The 15,892-nt window shown below is 38.6% G+C and carries 13 protein-coding genes; 4 read left to right on the top strand and 9 right to left on the bottom strand.

The genetic code is table 11. From position 1 onward, the window contains the following. Window positions 1-98 precede the first annotated feature (98 nt). Genes PXC01_RS13405 through PXC01_RS13395 form a run of 3 tightly spaced genes read left to right on the top strand, consistent with a single transcriptional unit; the run spans window position 99 to window position 2,823 of the window. The gene (locus PXC01_RS13405) at window positions 99-1,082 is read left to right on the top strand and encodes a TRAP transporter substrate-binding protein (protein WP_276472796.1); all 984 of its coding nucleotides are present in this window, start codon (window positions 99-101) and stop codon (window positions 1,080-1,082) included. Further along, a complete protein-coding gene (locus tag PXC01_RS13400; RefSeq protein ID WP_276472795.1) occupies window positions 1,082-1,549 on the top strand; it encodes a TRAP transporter small permease in 468 nt (155 codons plus the stop codon). Before PXC01_RS13405 ends, PXC01_RS13400 begins: the two co-directional genes overlap by 1 nt. Then, a complete protein-coding gene (locus PXC01_RS13395; protein ID WP_276472794.1) occupies window positions 1,546-2,823 on the top strand; it encodes a TRAP transporter large permease in 1,278 nt (425 codons plus the stop codon). The genes PXC01_RS13400 and PXC01_RS13395 overlap by 4 nt, the downstream gene beginning before the upstream one ends. On the opposite strand, the gene PXC01_RS13390 is transcribed toward PXC01_RS13395, so the two are convergent. Genes PXC01_RS13390 through PXC01_RS13370 form a run of 5 tightly spaced genes read right to left on the bottom strand, consistent with a single transcriptional unit; the run spans window position 2,806 to window position 7,470 of the window. After that, a complete protein-coding gene (locus PXC01_RS13390) occupies window positions 2,806-3,615 on the bottom strand; it encodes an alpha/beta hydrolase (protein ID WP_276472793.1) in 810 nt (269 codons plus the stop codon). The genes PXC01_RS13395 and PXC01_RS13390 overlap by 18 nt on opposite strands. 3 nt (window positions 3,616-3,618) lie before the next feature. Continuing rightward, window positions 3,619-4,737, bottom strand: a complete 1,119-nt coding sequence (locus PXC01_RS13385) for a Zn-dependent alcohol dehydrogenase (protein WP_276472792.1) — start codon at window positions 4,735-4,737, stop codon at window positions 3,619-3,621. Beyond that, the gene (locus tag PXC01_RS13380) at window positions 4,727-5,995 is read right to left on the bottom strand and encodes an NAD(P)/FAD-dependent oxidoreductase (protein ID WP_276472791.1); all 1,269 of its coding nucleotides are present in this window, start codon (window positions 5,993-5,995) and stop codon (window positions 4,727-4,729) included. Before PXC01_RS13380 ends, PXC01_RS13385 begins: the two co-directional genes overlap by 11 nt. 7 nt (window positions 5,996-6,002) lie before the next feature. Next, window positions 6,003-6,311 (bottom strand): 2Fe-2S iron-sulfur cluster-binding protein, encoded by a 309-nt coding sequence (locus tag PXC01_RS13375; protein ID WP_276472790.1) that lies wholly within the window; start codon window positions 6,309-6,311, stop codon window positions 6,003-6,005. Window position 6,312: 1 nt separating this feature from the next. Beyond that, window positions 6,313-7,470 (bottom strand): cytochrome P450, encoded by a 1,158-nt coding sequence (locus PXC01_RS13370; protein WP_276472789.1) that lies wholly within the window; start codon window positions 7,468-7,470, stop codon window positions 6,313-6,315. Window positions 7,471-7,665: 195 nt separating this feature from the next. On the opposite strand from PXC01_RS13370, the gene PXC01_RS13365 reads away from it, so the two are divergent. Continuing rightward, window positions 7,666-8,511 carry an AraC family transcriptional regulator gene (locus tag PXC01_RS13365; protein WP_276472788.1) on the top strand — a complete coding sequence of 282 codons (846 nt, stop codon included), beginning with the start codon at window positions 7,666-7,668 and terminating at the stop codon, window positions 8,509-8,511. Window positions 8,512-8,513: 2 nt separating this feature from the next. Here the strand turns inward: PXC01_RS13365 and PXC01_RS13360 are convergent, their stop codons facing one another. The 4 genes from PXC01_RS13360 to PXC01_RS13345 are packed head-to-tail and all read right to left on the bottom strand — an operon-like array spanning window position 8,514 to window position 15,823. Further along, window positions 8,514-9,911 (bottom strand): c-type cytochrome domain-containing protein, encoded by a 1,398-nt coding sequence (locus tag PXC01_RS13360; protein WP_276472787.1) that lies wholly within the window; start codon window positions 9,909-9,911, stop codon window positions 8,514-8,516. Between the two features lie 8 nt (window positions 9,912-9,919). Next, window positions 9,920-11,050 (bottom strand): NHL repeat-containing protein, encoded by a 1,131-nt coding sequence (locus tag PXC01_RS13355; protein WP_276472786.1) that lies wholly within the window; start codon window positions 11,048-11,050, stop codon window positions 9,920-9,922. A 10-nt stretch (window positions 11,051-11,060) separates the two neighbouring features. Further along, window positions 11,061-12,563 (bottom strand): DUF1501 domain-containing protein, encoded by a 1,503-nt coding sequence (locus PXC01_RS13350; protein ID WP_276472785.1) that lies wholly within the window; start codon window positions 12,561-12,563, stop codon window positions 11,061-11,063. Window positions 12,564-12,574: 11 nt separating this feature from the next. Then, window positions 12,575-15,823 carry a DUF1553 domain-containing protein gene (locus PXC01_RS13345; RefSeq protein WP_276472784.1) on the bottom strand — a complete coding sequence of 1,083 codons (3,249 nt, stop codon included), beginning with the start codon at window positions 15,821-15,823 and terminating at the stop codon, window positions 12,575-12,577. Between the last annotated feature and the right edge of the window lie 69 nt (window positions 15,824-15,892).

Raw genomic sequence — 15,892 nt, 5'->3', positions numbered from 1 at the left:
GTGTCTAGACTATTAAAATGAATTAAAAAAGTACCATTAACGAAACCATTAAAAAATTGTACTTTAAAGGTGAATTATATCAACTTAATCAACCATAAATGTTTTTAAAAAGAGTAACGGGACTACTCCTGTCGTTTCTCGTAATATGCTTATTTGGCTGTAATAACAAAAACCAAGAACCCTATGTTTTAAAAGCAAGCCTACTTGTTAATGAAGACCATTCTTGGCACAAGGCGTTTATTTTTTTTGGTGAACGATTAAAGGAAAAATCCAATGGACGATTAGTATTGGAAACTTTTCCTTCTGAGCAACTTGCCAAGGAAGTTGAGGCAATACGTATGATACAGGCCGGTGTATTAGATATGACCACAACTAGTTCCCTTCTTAGTAATTGGACAGAGATAATGACCTTTTGCGAGTTACCATTTCTTTTAAAGACCCCAGATGATGTTGAAATTTTGATGCAAGGACCTTTGGGAAAACGAATATCCAAGGAAATGTTAGAGAAAACAGGCTTAAAACCTTTGGGTTACTTTCAAGCTGGTGTAAGACAGCTAACTTCTAATAAGCCAATTACCCACCCAGATGATCTACAAGGTCTAATCTTGCGCGTACCCAATGTACCTTCTTTTGTTTCTGCTTGGGATGCTTTAGGGGCAAAAACTACACCTATGGCATTTTCTGAAGTTTTTACCTCTCTACAACAAGGAACCATTGATGCACAAGAAAATCCTTTGGCACTTATTAAGGTTTCCGGATTTTATGAGGTTCAAAAATACGTGAACCTTACCAACCATGTAGTTAGCTGGTCATACCCCGTAATAGGTGAAAAATCGTTTCAGAAATTACCAGAAGACCTTAAAGCTATATTCTTGGAAGCATCGGAAGAAATGATTACCTACCATCAGCAATTATTTCTTGAAAATGAAAAGAAAATCAGAGAAGAACTTGAAGCAAAAGGCATGGTTTTCGTCAATGTGGACAATGCCGCTTTTATAGAAAAATGTGGCACAACAATCTACGATACCCTATCTCCGGAAATGCAAGAAATATATAACACTGTAAAACAAAATTTACCTTAATGTCTTTATTTAAATTTTTCAGAAAAGCAATGAAATGGGGCACTATCATAAGTACCTTACTTTTTGTTGGCATTACACTAGTTCAAATTTACGGTCGATTTTTTATGACCAAGGCACCTTCTTGGACTGAAGAAGCCGCCAGAGTTGCATTTATTTATGCTATTGCCTTTGCAGCAGGTTTGGCAGTTAGGGGTGCTTACTACGTTAATTTCGGATTCTTGGTCGAAAAATTCAGTCAAAAAAATCAAGAACTCCTTCAATATTTTATCTGGATCATCACTTCTCTTTTCATTCTAGTTTTTACCTACCACGCTTTTGAATTCTTAATGATGGGGACCGTAGAAAAATCGCCAAGCTTAAAATATCCTATGGCCATATCGTTTTCAGGAATTGCAATTCTGGGTATTTCTATTCTTGTTCATCTTTTAAACGAAAAACCAAAAAACACTAAAATGCCTAAACCATGATCATTATACTTCTTGTCGTCTTTGTCATTTGTTTATTATTACGATTTCCCATTGCTTTTTCATTAGGAATTTCGTGTATGGCATTTCTTATTTTCAATGGTACCGATCTTATTATCATGCCCATGAAAATGTATTCTGGCATTGATGTTTTTGTATTATTAAGCATACCAGGATTCATCATTGCAGGAAACCTCATGAACCAAGGTGGACTTACCTCTAAAATCATTAAGTTCTGTAATCATCTTATTGGTCACGTACCCGGTGGACTTGCTCTCGCAAACATTGGTTCTTCTATGTTATTTGCCGGTATTTCGGGCACAGCTATTTCAGATACTGCCAGTATTGGTTCCGTTATGATTCCTGCCATGAAAAAGGAAGGTTACGATGCCGATTTTGCCTGCGCCGTAACCGCTTCTTCTTCTACCGTAGGACCAATAATTCCGCCAAGCGTTCCTATGATCATTGCGGCTACCCTAAGTGGTCTTTCTGTAGGTAAATTATTTTTAGCCGGAGCCTTGCCCGGGTTATTATTGGGTGTAGCGATGTTGGCGCTCACCTACTACATTGCAAAAAAAAGAAAATATCCAAAATACAAGCGAAGTTCCTTTAAACAGATATTTACAGGTTTTATAGATACATTCTGGTCTTTGCTAATGACGTTCATTATCCTTTTCGGAATCATTGGTGGTGTTTTTACACCTACAGAGGCATCTATAATTGCGGTACTCTATGCTTTTTTAGTGGGCACTTTCGTTTATAGGAGACTCAACTTTAAAAAGACCATGGCAATTTTAATAGATGCCATGAAAACTTCAGCCAGTTTAATGGTGCTTATCGGTTTCGCCAATCTATTTGGTTACATATTGGTTTCTGAAAAAGTTCCACATGAGATTTCAAATATGATTCTTGGCTTTTCAGACAACAAATATGTGGTACTATTACTTATAAACTTGCTCTTAATATTAGTTGGCACGTTTATGGAAACCATAGCGGCACTTTTAATTCTGTTTCCTATTTTATTAAAGGTAGCGTTAAGTGTGGATATTGACCCTATTCACTTTGCCATTATTGCATTACTGAACTTGATCATTGGTTTAACTACACCACCATTGGGGGTGTGTTTATTTGTAGCATCTGGTATTGGAAAGGTGCCTTTAGAAAAGGTAAGTAAAGCAAATTTACCGTATTTGGGTATCAGCTTTTTAGTACTGATTTTAATTACCCTATTTCCACAAATAACACTGTTTTTACCGGACTTATTTATGGGCGATTGAGGCATTGAAGAACAAATAGGTTTTACGTATATGTTCTTGCCAGTATTCCCATTGATGACCGCCACTAAATTCAAAATATTCATGCGGTATTCGCAATTCGGTTAATTGTGCATGTAAATCTCTATTACCAGCGATTAATTGGTCTGCTTTGCCACAATCAAACCGTAACGGTGGCAATGTAGTTTTGTTATCGGCAATCACATCTAGCACATTGGGTTGACTTGCACTTTCTAAATAATCATTTAAAGGTTCTTCTACAAAAAGTTCCATTTCTTCTAATTTGGTAATGGCACTGTGTGCAGAAATGGCACTAAACTTATCAGAATATTTTGCGCCTAAACTCAAGGCTCCGTAACCTCCCATGGATAAACCGCCAATGCAAAGTTTACTTTTTTTACCTGCTTCCGGAATATTTTCTTGGATGGCCAAAGGCGCATCTTCAACAATCCATTTTGCAAAATCTTTGCTGTGATGTGGAAAATAAGCAGAACCATCTCCCCACAATCCATCGGATGGCATTGCAATAATGGCCGGTTCTATTTTTCCATTGTTCATCATTTCTTGTGCCGATTTATGTGCACCTCCTTTTAAGGCCCAAACCCAAGCACTACCGTATACGCCATGTAACAAAATATAAATGGGTAAATTGGTAAGTGGTTTTTTTGTCTTGGGTACAAATACGCAAATATCTCCCCTACCCTTTAAATTTGGCGTTTTTACCGTTAGAAATCGGAGTCCGTCAAATTCTAATTTAGTATCTGAAAGTTCTATAGTTCTAAATGATCCTTGCATAACTTATTTAAAAACGATGACACCTTTTGCGTTTTTACCTTTCAACATATCATCAAAGGCTTCATCAAGTTGGTGCAGTTCATATTCTTTGGTAATCATTTCATCCAACAATAATTCGCCCTTTTTATATAAGCCCATTATTTTAGGAAAATCTATTTGTGGGCGACATTTGCCGTAAAGCGGATTCATATAAATCTTATCCCATTCGAACAAGCGCATGTCTATGGTTATTTCTTCTTCAATTCCACTAACCTGAACAGCCGTTCCCGCATTACGTACCATAGCCAAAGGAGCTGCACCTAATGCAGGTATGGCGGTACATTCAAAAGCATAGTCCGCCATTTTATTTCCTAGAAGGTTTTTTACTTGGGATGCCGCATTCAGTAATCCCACATCCTCTTTTTGAGCTAAAATAACATCCGTTGCCCCAAAAGTTTTGGCCATTTCCAACTTGGTGGGGTTAATATCTATCGCAATAATCCTATTGGCTCCTGAAATTTTACAGGCGTTGATTACATTTAGGCCAACACCTCCACAACCCAAAATTACAGCTGTGCTACCTGCATCTAATTTTGCGGCGTTTACTACGGAGCCGTAACCCGTCATCACCCCACAACTAACTATGGCGGCAGCTGAGAAATTCAATGATGCCTCTTTTACCTTCACCAAAGCTGATGCTTTCACCAGTACATATTCGCTTAAAGAGCCTAAATTAAAGGAACGTTCTATTGCCATGCCCCGCCATTTTGTACTTTCTAACGTTGCATGCCCAGGCGTATGACCGTTACCACCTGCTACTACAGGAGAGTTATTATCACAAATATGCTGATTGCCTTCTTGGCATTGAAAACAGTACATACACGGTGTTGCCCAATTTAAAATGACTTGGTCCCCCGCTTCAAATTCTAAATTACAATTCCCCACTTTTTCAACTACACCAGCGCCTTCATGCCCCATAACTATGGGTTTGCCCCAAGTAAGGGAATCGTAGTCCGTATGACATAGTCCGGCAGCCTTCATTTTTACCAAAACCTCATCGCTCTTAGGCTCATCAATTGTAATGGTATCTATTATAAACTTTCCATCACCAGTGGCAACAGCTGCTTGTACTTTAATGGGCATTTATTTCGGTTTTTATAAAGTTATTCGGCTTAAAAGGAATTGTATTATCTGCAATTTTCAATGGATCCACAAGTATCTTGTTCTGGATAAATTTACCCCCAAGAACAAAAGCTTTCCCATTATTTACGGCATCTACCGCAATAAGCGCATCATTTTTAAAATACCAAATTGAAAAGCAATCTTTCTTATCTGCTTCGGTACGTATTACCATATATGTAAATCCTTTTGATAAGCCAACCATTTGCAATTTAACATGATATTGATCTGACCAAAACCACGGTATAGCATTATAGTTTTGTCTATTACCAATAATATTACAAGCTACAATTTTTGCTTGATCTACGGCATTTTGCACACTTTCCAATCGCATCCATTCTTTATAGGTAGGATGATAAAATTGTGCTACATCACCAATGGCATATACATCTTCTACCGTAGTTTGCAAATTCTCATCTACCTTAATACCATTATTAATTTCTGCCCCAATTTCTTCCGCCACAAATGTATTTGGCTTTACACCAGCACCAACAATCAAAACATCGGCAGTAAAAACATTACGGTTATTACATTGTATTTCTATAGCATCATCTGTTTCTATTATTTTAATGGCAGAGGCGCCTGTGTGAATTTTCACCCCGTTTGCCGTATGTAATTCTTGAAAATAATCGGCTAATGCTATGGGGGCTACACGTGCCAAAATACGTTCTTCACGTTCTAGAACGGTAATATTTCCGCCCAATTTCCTTAATGATGCAGCTGTTTCCAATCCAATATAACCACCACCAATGATTACCACTTCTTTATTGGTACTTGTTTTAAAATCTTGCTGTATCTGTATGGCATCTTTCGCACTGCGTAACACACTTACTTTTCTACAGGACTCTATACCTTCAATAGGTGGTACGATCGCAGAAGCCCCTGTAGCGATTACAAGCTTATCATATCTTATAGTTTCGCCATTGCTCAAAATAACGGACTTTAGTTTTTTAATTACCTTGGTTACCTTTAGACCTAATTGTAAAGTGATTTCTTCTTCTTGGTATCGCTCTAGTGCAAACAACGGTTTAAATTTCGTTGCCCCTTCCTCTTCTTTTGATAGATATTCTTTTGATAAAGGAGGTCTATGATAGGGCAAATGTGCATCGGCATCTATTAAATAAATATTGCCTTGCCAACCTTGCTTTCTAAGTTCCATAGCGCAATTAGCACCCGCATGGCTTGCCCCGATAATTACGCAATTTAAATTTGTAGTATCCACAATTGATTTAATTTGCCACGTTTACGGTAATACCATCAACGGCTGCGGAAATAGGAATTTGACAGCATAGTCTACTATACTCCGTTACATTATCATCAAACTCCAACATATCTGATTCTATCTCTGTTGGTGCATCTAATTTTTGATAGAATTCTGGTGCAACATGCACATGGCAGGTGGCACAAGAACAGACTCCACCGCAGTCCCCATCTATACCGGCTACCTTATGCTTAACCGCCAACTCCATTAAACTACCACTATTGGCTTCTAGTTGTATTTCTTCTCCTGCTTTAGTGATGTACGTTATTTTTGCCATATTATTTTGCGTTTAATCTTATAGTTAATTTATCAAAACCCACTTTTCGTTTATGAGCTCCCCAATCTTCAATATTTTCTACAGCATCTATAATTTCAATAGAACTTACCTTTTCAGTCAATACTCGTAAGAACACCTTCATTAATTGTCTTGCATGTGTTGCCCCTAAACATTTATGGGCACCAAAACCGAAAGCTACATGCGGATTCATTTTTCTGTCCAAAACAATTTCATTTGCGTTTTCGAAAATACTTTCATCTCTATTGGCAGATGCCCAACATAATGATACTCGGGTATCTTCTTTTGCAATATGCCCGCTAATTTCTTTCTCCTCTTTTACCACCCTGCCCATGTGGGTCAATGGAGAAAAGTAGCGTACAAATTCCTCTATTGCCGTATTTACTAACGCAGGGTTATCGTTTAATTTCTCAATTGCTTCTGGGTGTTCGGCTAAATAGGTAATGGTATTGGTCAAATAATTAATAACGGTATCCCTACCGCCTGCAAAAGTTAAAATAAGCACCCCTTTTACCTCCTCTTTGGTCATTTTACGACCTTGATATTCCGAGTTGAGTAAAACGGAATACAAGCTATCATCTGGAGCTGCTATAGCTTTGTCTATTTCGGCATCTATATAATCGTATAAAATAGAAGCCTTATCCGCATCTAAATCAGAATCTTCACTTCTAAACACATGCGTTCCCCAAGAAATCCAAGTTTCCGCTTCACTTAAAGAAATATTCAACAACAAGGTCAATGCTTTTGATTGTATGGGTAAAGACAATTCTGAGATGGCTTCTATAGCTCCTTTTTGCAATACACGATCAATCTCTGCCTCAACAATCCTTGTTAATTTAAATTCATAATCGATATCTAATGGGCGTTTGAACCAATCTTCTACCAAGGCGCGATATTCTGTATGCTCAGGCGGATCTACTTCAAAAGGAATTTGTCTTGTCTCCCTAATATTTACCTCTGACGGCACCACTATTCTACCCGGTTTTGCAGCAGAACTAAAGCTCTTTGTATTATGTGCCGTTTTCCGCACATCTTTAAAGCGTAACAACATGGTAACAGGGTCGTTTTGATCATTAAAAGGACACGTTCCCATGGTTTCTCTAGTGTCTTTAAATGCATCAGAAAAATAGCTTGCGCTCATTTACATCTCTAGTTTTGATTATTTGTAAATCACAAAGACCAAATAGTATTGATTCTATATTTAAACTGGTCTTACCACAAAAATCATCATTATTTAAATTTTATTTATAATCTATATTTGCAATTAATTAATCTATATTATCGTATTATCTTAAAATAATTAAAATATACTGATTGAATAGTACATAATTTAAATATGAAACCACAATTAGAGGCTATACCATTTTCTGAGAACAGCAACATTTTGGCTTACCGATTTGTGGATAGCCATTTTGATGCTCCCTGGCATGTGCACCCACAGTGCGAATTAACCTTTATTGAAAAAAGCAAGGGCACTAAATTTATTGGGGATTACGTAAGTGGCTATGAACCGGGAGAATTAGTACTTTTAAATTCCAACCTACCACATTGTTGGAAAAATGAGAATAATGCGGATGAAGAAAGTATTTCTATCGTAATTCAATGGAACAAAGAGATATTTGCATCGATACCGGAATTAGCAGAATTACATGATATGATGCAACAAGCAAGTAGAGGTATTCTATTCCAAGCAGCAACGACCGCAACTATATTATCAGACCTTAAGTCTCTTCCTCAACTAAGAAGTGCAGAACAATATTTGGTCTTATTATCCATTTTACTGAAACTCTCCAAGGCAGAATTCTTTTTGTTATCCAATGCAAAATTTACCAAAGAACTTCCTTGGGAACATAATAATAGAATGGCTATTATTCACGATTTTGTTGCTACAAACTATCACGACCCCATTAGTTTACACCAAGTTTCAAATATGGTCAACCTATCTCAACAAGCATTTTCCCGATTTTTTAAAAAAATGATGGGGCGTTCATTCTTTGTTTACCTTAATGAATATAGAATAAATTTAGCCGCTAAAATGCTGATTGATACCGACATGACCGTTGCAGATATTGCCTATAAATGTGGTTTTGAAACCCTGCCTTTCTTCTTTAAGAAATTTAAAATTCAATATGATACTACTCCTAACCTTTACAGAAAGCAGCATGCAGCCAAAGCACTATAAAATTATACCCCAGAAACAACCTCTAAATTAGAATTCTTGGAAAATTGCTCAATAGCATCTGCGCTTACCCGTGTCTGCCAGATGTAAACCTTTTTTAGGTTCGCCATCTCACCCAGCATAGGTAACAAATTGTTGGTCACATTAGTCTTATATACATTTAACGATTCAAGACTTTTTAAAGTTGTAAGAGGTTGTACGGATGTATCTGTAATTGTCGTATTGTCCAACACTAATTTTCTAAGATTGGTAAAACTTGCAATTTGAACAAGAATGGCATCAGAAAGTTCATTCCCGCCAAAATCTGCCCACAGTATTTGGTCTTTCAGAGGAACTAACAATTTAAAATTTTCTTCCCACTTGTTGATATTCTCCGCATTGATCTGTCCATCCTCTAGAGTTACCTCTACCAAACCAGAACCATCTATAAGCTCTTTCACCTTAAAACCTTGTTCGGTAATGGAATGTACAACTTCCATATTCAAAGGGTTTGCTGTTGGTAAAACATCAGTTGAGCCAAGTGCCAAGCCTACAGCTGCAAATCCTAAGGTAGTTGCTGCGTACGCCAAAACATCCTCTGGCACCTCGGTTGAGCCTAACGTGGTCAGATCATTAGCTTGCCCTTGTTCTATCCAATATTTAAGTAAGGCACTTTCCTGATCCGTTAATGGCGTTTTACCTTCTGGCGGCATAACATCCTCATGGTTTTCTGGCAGGTTTATTCTCCGTATCAATTCTGACCCTTCTGCATCGCCAGCGGTGAAAATTGATCCGTCATCACCACCTACCGTCAAAGCTTCAAAAGAATGCATGGCAAGACCTCCTTTTTTCTTGGATTCATTATGACAGCTTACGCATTTGGCTTCAAATATTGGTTTGACTAAATAAGGATAAACAGTTGCATCTTCTAACTTTGCCAATTGCGGCAAAGGCTCCTCTTTTTCTCTAAATGGTGCATATTTCACCAAATAATCTTCCCCATGGGTTAAATTTCCGCCATAGTGCCCTGTTACGCTTAATAATATAACCATTACTGTTAATAAGGCCAGATTGGGTTTTGCCTTTTGTAAAAATGCAATTTTAAGCTTACCCGACTTTACCGCCCAGGCAAAAAATGCAATTACCGTAGTACCGATACCAAACCAAAAATGTCCGTTCAGCATATCTTCGTCATAACCGCCACTTTGGGATAACATGTATCCTAACATACAGGCTACGGCACCAGAAATAGCCCCAAATAAAAGTGCCAATGTTACAGCTGCGTTTAGGTGCTTCATTTTGGTATAATTATCCGCAAGTTCCAATACCAAGGCAAACATTAAAAACCCAATAGGTAAATGCACCACCAAAGGATGAAACCTTCCTAGAAACAAAACAAAATCTGAAACTTCTTGCATACTCATTATCGATATTAAACTCGCTCTAATTTATAGGGAGCGGAATGGTTGGCGTTCCATTGACAGATGTATAAGTTCTTATCTTCATCAACACAGACATCATGACCGTGTAAAATGGGTTTTTCTTCCAATTGATAGCTTTTTTGCAATACCCCTTTTTTATATTCCGGTTCAGTACCCCCAGGATTGGATACTACCTTATCTCCTTCCATTATGGTCACAAACCCGGTATGGTCTTTCCAGTTGGTATTACCTACTTTTGGTTGCGACCAACAAACACCCGCATACAAATTATCGTCATCAAAAACTGCCCTGCATACCTGCATATTAGGCATTTCTATAGTTTTCACATACACACCATCTAAGGTGTAGTATTTAAAACACTCTTGTGACCTTGAAGTTACTACTACCATAGGGTTGTCTTTTTCCCTATAGTCTATAGCTACCCCGTGGGCACTTACCAGTTTGTAATTGGGGTCCGGATTCTCCATTCCGCCCCAATGGCGAATGTACCTTCCATTACTATCGTACTGAATTATTCTACTTTCTCCATAACCATCGGCTACATAAATATCGCCATTGGGACCAATGGCGGTTTCCGTTGGGCAAAAAGACTCGTTGGGTTTATACACGCCAATGGTCATAGGGTGACCAATATCAAACAACACTCTACCATCTACGGTAGTTTTGGCTACACGCCCATTGTGTTTTACCATTTGGTTGCCTTTGCCTAAAGCCCAACCAGAATCAGTAATGTAAAGCATATCTTCCCCTCCTTCGTCATGCAGGGTCAACCCGTGACCTCCTTGGTAGGCGGTGCCCCAATAATCCAGTAATTTACCAGATTTATCAAAAATCAAGATGTTGTTCTGAGGATGGTCTCCTACCATAATCAACCTTCCTTTGCTATCCATCACCATTTCATGGCAGTTCAACAAAGGAATTCTGGTAGCGCTAATCTGTGCCCAATTTTTAGTGAGTTTATACTTGTAATCACCATGACCCAAAATGGTTTCCGTCTCATTCAACAAACGATCTGAATTCTTTTTAGAACCAATAACCGTAGCGCCAAATGCCATAGATGTAGTTGCCATGGCTGTGCTAGCCAACCCAGTAGTTTTAATAAAATTTCGTCTTGTGGACATAATTGGTTTGTTAGGTTAAAATATCTTTGACCACATGGCCATGTACATCCGTTAATCTAAATCGTCTACCTTGATGTTTAAAGGTCAAGCGTTCATGATCAACACCGAACAAGTGCAATAAGGTAGCATGAAAATCGTGCACATGTACCGGATTTTCGGTTACGTTGTAACTAAAATCATCGGTCTGCCCGTAAGTCATTCCCGGTTTTACGCCTGCTCCCGCCATCCACATGGTAAATGCTTTTGGATGGTGGTCCCTACCATAATTCTCTTTTGTCAATTGCCCTTGTGAGTACACCGTTCTACCAAATTCGCCGCCCCAAACCACTAAGGTATCTTCTAACATACCCCGTTGCTTTAAATCTTTGATCAAAGCAGCTGTGGCCTGATCGGTTTGTTTTGCCTTGAACTTAACCCCACCCGGACAACCAATATGTTGATCCCAACCTTGGTGGTACAATTGCACAAATTTTACGCCTTTTTCCAATAGCTTACGCGCCATTAGGCAGTTGGCCGCATATGTACCCGGGTCTTTACTGTCCTTACCGTACATTTCAAAAATATGCTCTGGCTCATCTTTTGTATCGGTAACTTCAGGAATAGAAGTTTGCATACGAAAAGCCATTTCGTATTGAGCCATACGAGATTGTATTTCTTTATCGCCATAAGCATCATGTTGAATTGCGTTTAATTTCCCTAGATAATCCAACATTTTTTTGCGATCGTTGCCGTCATAATTATCAGGATTATTCAAGTATAATACCGGGTCTTTACCAGAACGAAATTGCACCCCTTGATGCTCTGTGGGTAAGAAACCATTGCCCCACAAACCGGCTTTTAAAGGCTGCCCAGTGCCATTTTTACTTATTAATGTAATGAAAGTCGGTAAATTTTCATTATCAGATCCCAAACCATAACTCAACCACGAACCTATTGAAGGCCTACCTGGCAATTGATGACCCGTTTGCATAAAAGTTACGGCCGGGGTATGATTTATTTGGTCTGTTTGCATAGATTTCACAAAACATAGATCGTCGACTATCTCGGCAGTATGCGGCATTAGTTCACTAACCCAAGCACGTGATTCGCCATATTGTTTAAAATTGAAAATAGACGGTGCCACGGGTAAGGTAGATTGGCTACCACTCATACCTGTAAGTCGTTGACCGCCGATAACGGATTCTGGCAAATCTTTACCGAACATATCTACAAGCCCAGGTTTATAATCGAACAAATCTAATTGCGATGGACCACCACTTTGAAACAAGTATATAATTCGTTTTGCTTTGGGCAAATGATGGGGCAAACCAAGCTTGTTCTGCGTGAAATTGTTTATTGCTTCCCCTTGATTGCCAATTGCCCCCCATGCCTTATCTGCACTGAGCAAACTGCCCAACGCCATAGCTCCGATACCTAAAGAAGTTTTCTTTAAAAAATGCCTACGGTCCAATTGTTTTTCAATCTCTTGAAAATCCCTATTATTTGAACGTAATGTATCATGATGGTCGCACATAATATTCTTTTTTATCGTTTAGTAATAAATGCATCAGAATTCATAATCGTTGATGCCACAACGGCATTGGCCGCTACCAGAGCTATATCATCCGTAGGTGCTATAGCATATTCACCAATACTTATCCAACCTTGTGCTTTTGCCTTGTTGTTCTTAAACTTTTCAAATTCTGTATGCTGTAATTCCGTTAATATGGTCAACTCTTCTTTCTTAATAGTTCTTCCTGTAAGTTTTTTATACGTTTTGGCTATGCCCTGCGGTATGCTATCATACTCCATCATCTTTTTACCGAGTACTCTGGCCGCCTCAACAAACGTAGGGTCGTTCAGCAACACTAATGCTTGTAATGGGGTGTTGGTTTCTTGTCTTCTTGTGGTACATAGATCACGAGATGGGACATCAAAAGTTGAAATCGTGGGGTGTGGTACCGCCCGTTTCCAAATGGTGTATATACTTCTTCTATAAAGTTCTTCTCCTTGTCCCTGTGCATATTCATCTCCGGTGACCCGCCATAATCCGGGTGGTTGATATGGGTACACGCTCTCACCGCCAATTTTTTCGTTCAATAAACCAGAAGCGTAAAGTGCATTGTCCCTGAGCATTTCTCCGGATAATCTTTTGGAAGGTCCTCTGGCCAACAATCTGTTTTCACCATCTAGCTCCAGTAACTCGCTAGAGGCAATACTGTTCTGTTGGTACGTGTTGGACATTACCATAAGTTTATGCAAGGCCTTTACGTCCCATCCAGATTCCATGAACTCAATGGCCAGCCAATCCAATAATTTAGGATGCGATGGCAATTCACCCTGATTTCCAAAATCTTCGGCAGTTTTTACAATTCCGGTTCCAAAAAGATGCTGCCAATACCGGTTTACCGTAACCCTGGCCGTCAGTGGATTATCCCTATCGGTAATCCATTTGGCCAAACCAATTCTATTTTTTTCGAACTTATCGGAAAATGGAAATATCGCTTCTGGTGTATTTGGAAAAACAGAATCAGTAGGTTGGTCATACTGTCCACGAGCCAAAAGGTACGCCTGCCTTTTTTGTTTGCTCTCTTTCATTACCATTATCTGTTTTACATTATCCATACTATCGGCAAGTACCAAACGGTCCTTTTCCAAAGCTTCTATAGCTTTCTTATATGAACTAGAATTTACCGAGATGTAATATTCCTTTAATTCAGATTTTTCATCTGCCGTTAAATTGGCATAAGACTTCTCTTTTAAAGTCGATAATTGCTCTTTATTGGAAATCTGCAAAACTTCTACAGGTGTCAATTCTTTTTCAAAAACCATAAGGTTATCTACAACGGCACCACCTATGCCTTTACCTCGCCATACTGCACCTATACGCAAGCCCGGTTCAATGATAGGGCTGTTTTCATATAATTGTAATCCATGAAAGATGATGTCTTTGTATAGGTTATCATACAAAGTTTTGGTTCGCAGTTTTTTCCCGTCCATATAAATGGAAACTCCATCTGCTTTACTTGTTCCATTATAAGTAAGGGTCAATTGTACCCATTTTTCCTTCGGAATTTCTTCTACAGATTCTACAACCAATGCATTATCCGGCCAAACATGTGCCAATAAAGCTTCTAACTTATTATCCTTTATCTTCAGGTGATATCCTCTAAAACTATGCAGTTCTGGACTATTCATTTTGTGGAAAATAACACCGGTTTCTAGGTCTTTGGGCACAAACACCTCTATCCCTATAGAAAAGGACTCCGCTCTTTGGTAAATACCTATTTTATCTAAATCCAACCAAGTATCACCATCCATTAGCAACCCCTTGCCCCTACTACCTTCTTTGAAAACCGGTTTTTCATTATCTACAAATTCTTGGCGCATACGAATGTTGTTCTTACCATTACCACCAATTGTATTCAATAATTTTCCTTGATCAAAATCCATTGCGACTACTAAATCACCAGGTTTTTCAGTATTTGAAATGTTCTTATATTTTTCCTGTTTTAGCCATTCTTCCGCTTTTTCTGCTTCGGTCTGAACAGTTTTAACCACTTTTTCTTCTTTTTCATTAACCAAAGTCTCTAAATATGCCAGCACCTTTTCTTGATCTTCCGTAGGAATCATCATAGCAGGAACGGGCGTAGCATTATCCCAAGAAATGAGGCCTGTTTCATCAACATTGTTAAAGAAGCTGAACATTTCAAAATAGTTCTTTTGAGAAATAGGGTCGTATTTATGGTCATGACATTTGGCACATTCCATGGTTAAACCCAAAAAACCCTGACTGGCAACATGTGAGCGGTCGGCAACATACTCTACCCTAAATTCTTCATCAATGATACCACCCTCCATATTTTGCGGATGTAAACGATTAAAGGTGGTCGCCAGTTTCTGTTCACGTGTTGCGTTTGGCAACATATCGCCTGCTAGCTGCCATAGTATAAACTGATCATATGGCATATTTTCATTGAATGACTTGATCACCCAATCTCGCCAAGGAGACGTATCTCTATACCTGTCTACACTATACCCATGTGTATCTGCATAGCGTGCCAGATCCATCCAATCTAACGTGCGTTGCTCTCCATATTTTTCTGAAGCCAACATACGGTCTACCTGTTTTTCAAAGGCGTTGGGCGACTCATCGTTTACAAATTCTTCTATTTGCTCTAGAGTTGGCTGTAAGCCCGTTAAATCTATGGACGCACGCCTTAGCAAGGTTTCCTTATCCGCCTTTTCCGATAATTTTAAATCTAAAGGCTCTAGTTGGACCAAAACAAAATTATCTATAGGATTGGCTACCAAATCTTCATTTTTAATTTCAGGTACTTTATGCTTTACCGGTTTTATAAATGCCCAATGATCTTTATACTCGGCACCATCTTCTATCCATTTTACCAACATCGCTTTTTCCTTGTTGGTAAGGGATAAGTGGGAATCTGGAGAAGGCATGATCAGGTTGGGATCAGTAGTGATAATTCTATGAAACATTTCACTCTTTTCCAATTTACCAGGTACAATGGCAAAATTTCCAGGATTCTCAGACAATTCCGAATATGCAGCCTCAGCGGAATGCAATTGCAATCCACCTTTTATATTACCGGCATCCGGTCCGTGACATAGGTAACATTTATCTGAAAGAATAGGTTTTACATGCTGATTAAAATCTAATGTTTTCGGTAGTGCCTCATATTCAAGCGCTACTTCCTCTGGCAACTCTGGTCCGCCACAAGAGACTACCAACACCACTATTGGTATGAGAAAAAATCGTTTTAACATTCGCATTTACATATGTTGTTTTCCGTTAAGTCAAATCTATAAGAACAGTTACTTTTGCACCATGCCCAAAAAAGG

It is taken from the genome of Maribacter huludaoensis (genome assembly GCF_029350945.1).
GTDB lineage: Bacteria > Bacteroidota > Bacteroidia > Flavobacteriales > Flavobacteriaceae > Maribacter > Maribacter huludaoensis.
The sequence above is the reverse complement of the archived record's forward strand: the minus strand, read 5'-3'. Positions and strand labels throughout refer to the sequence as shown.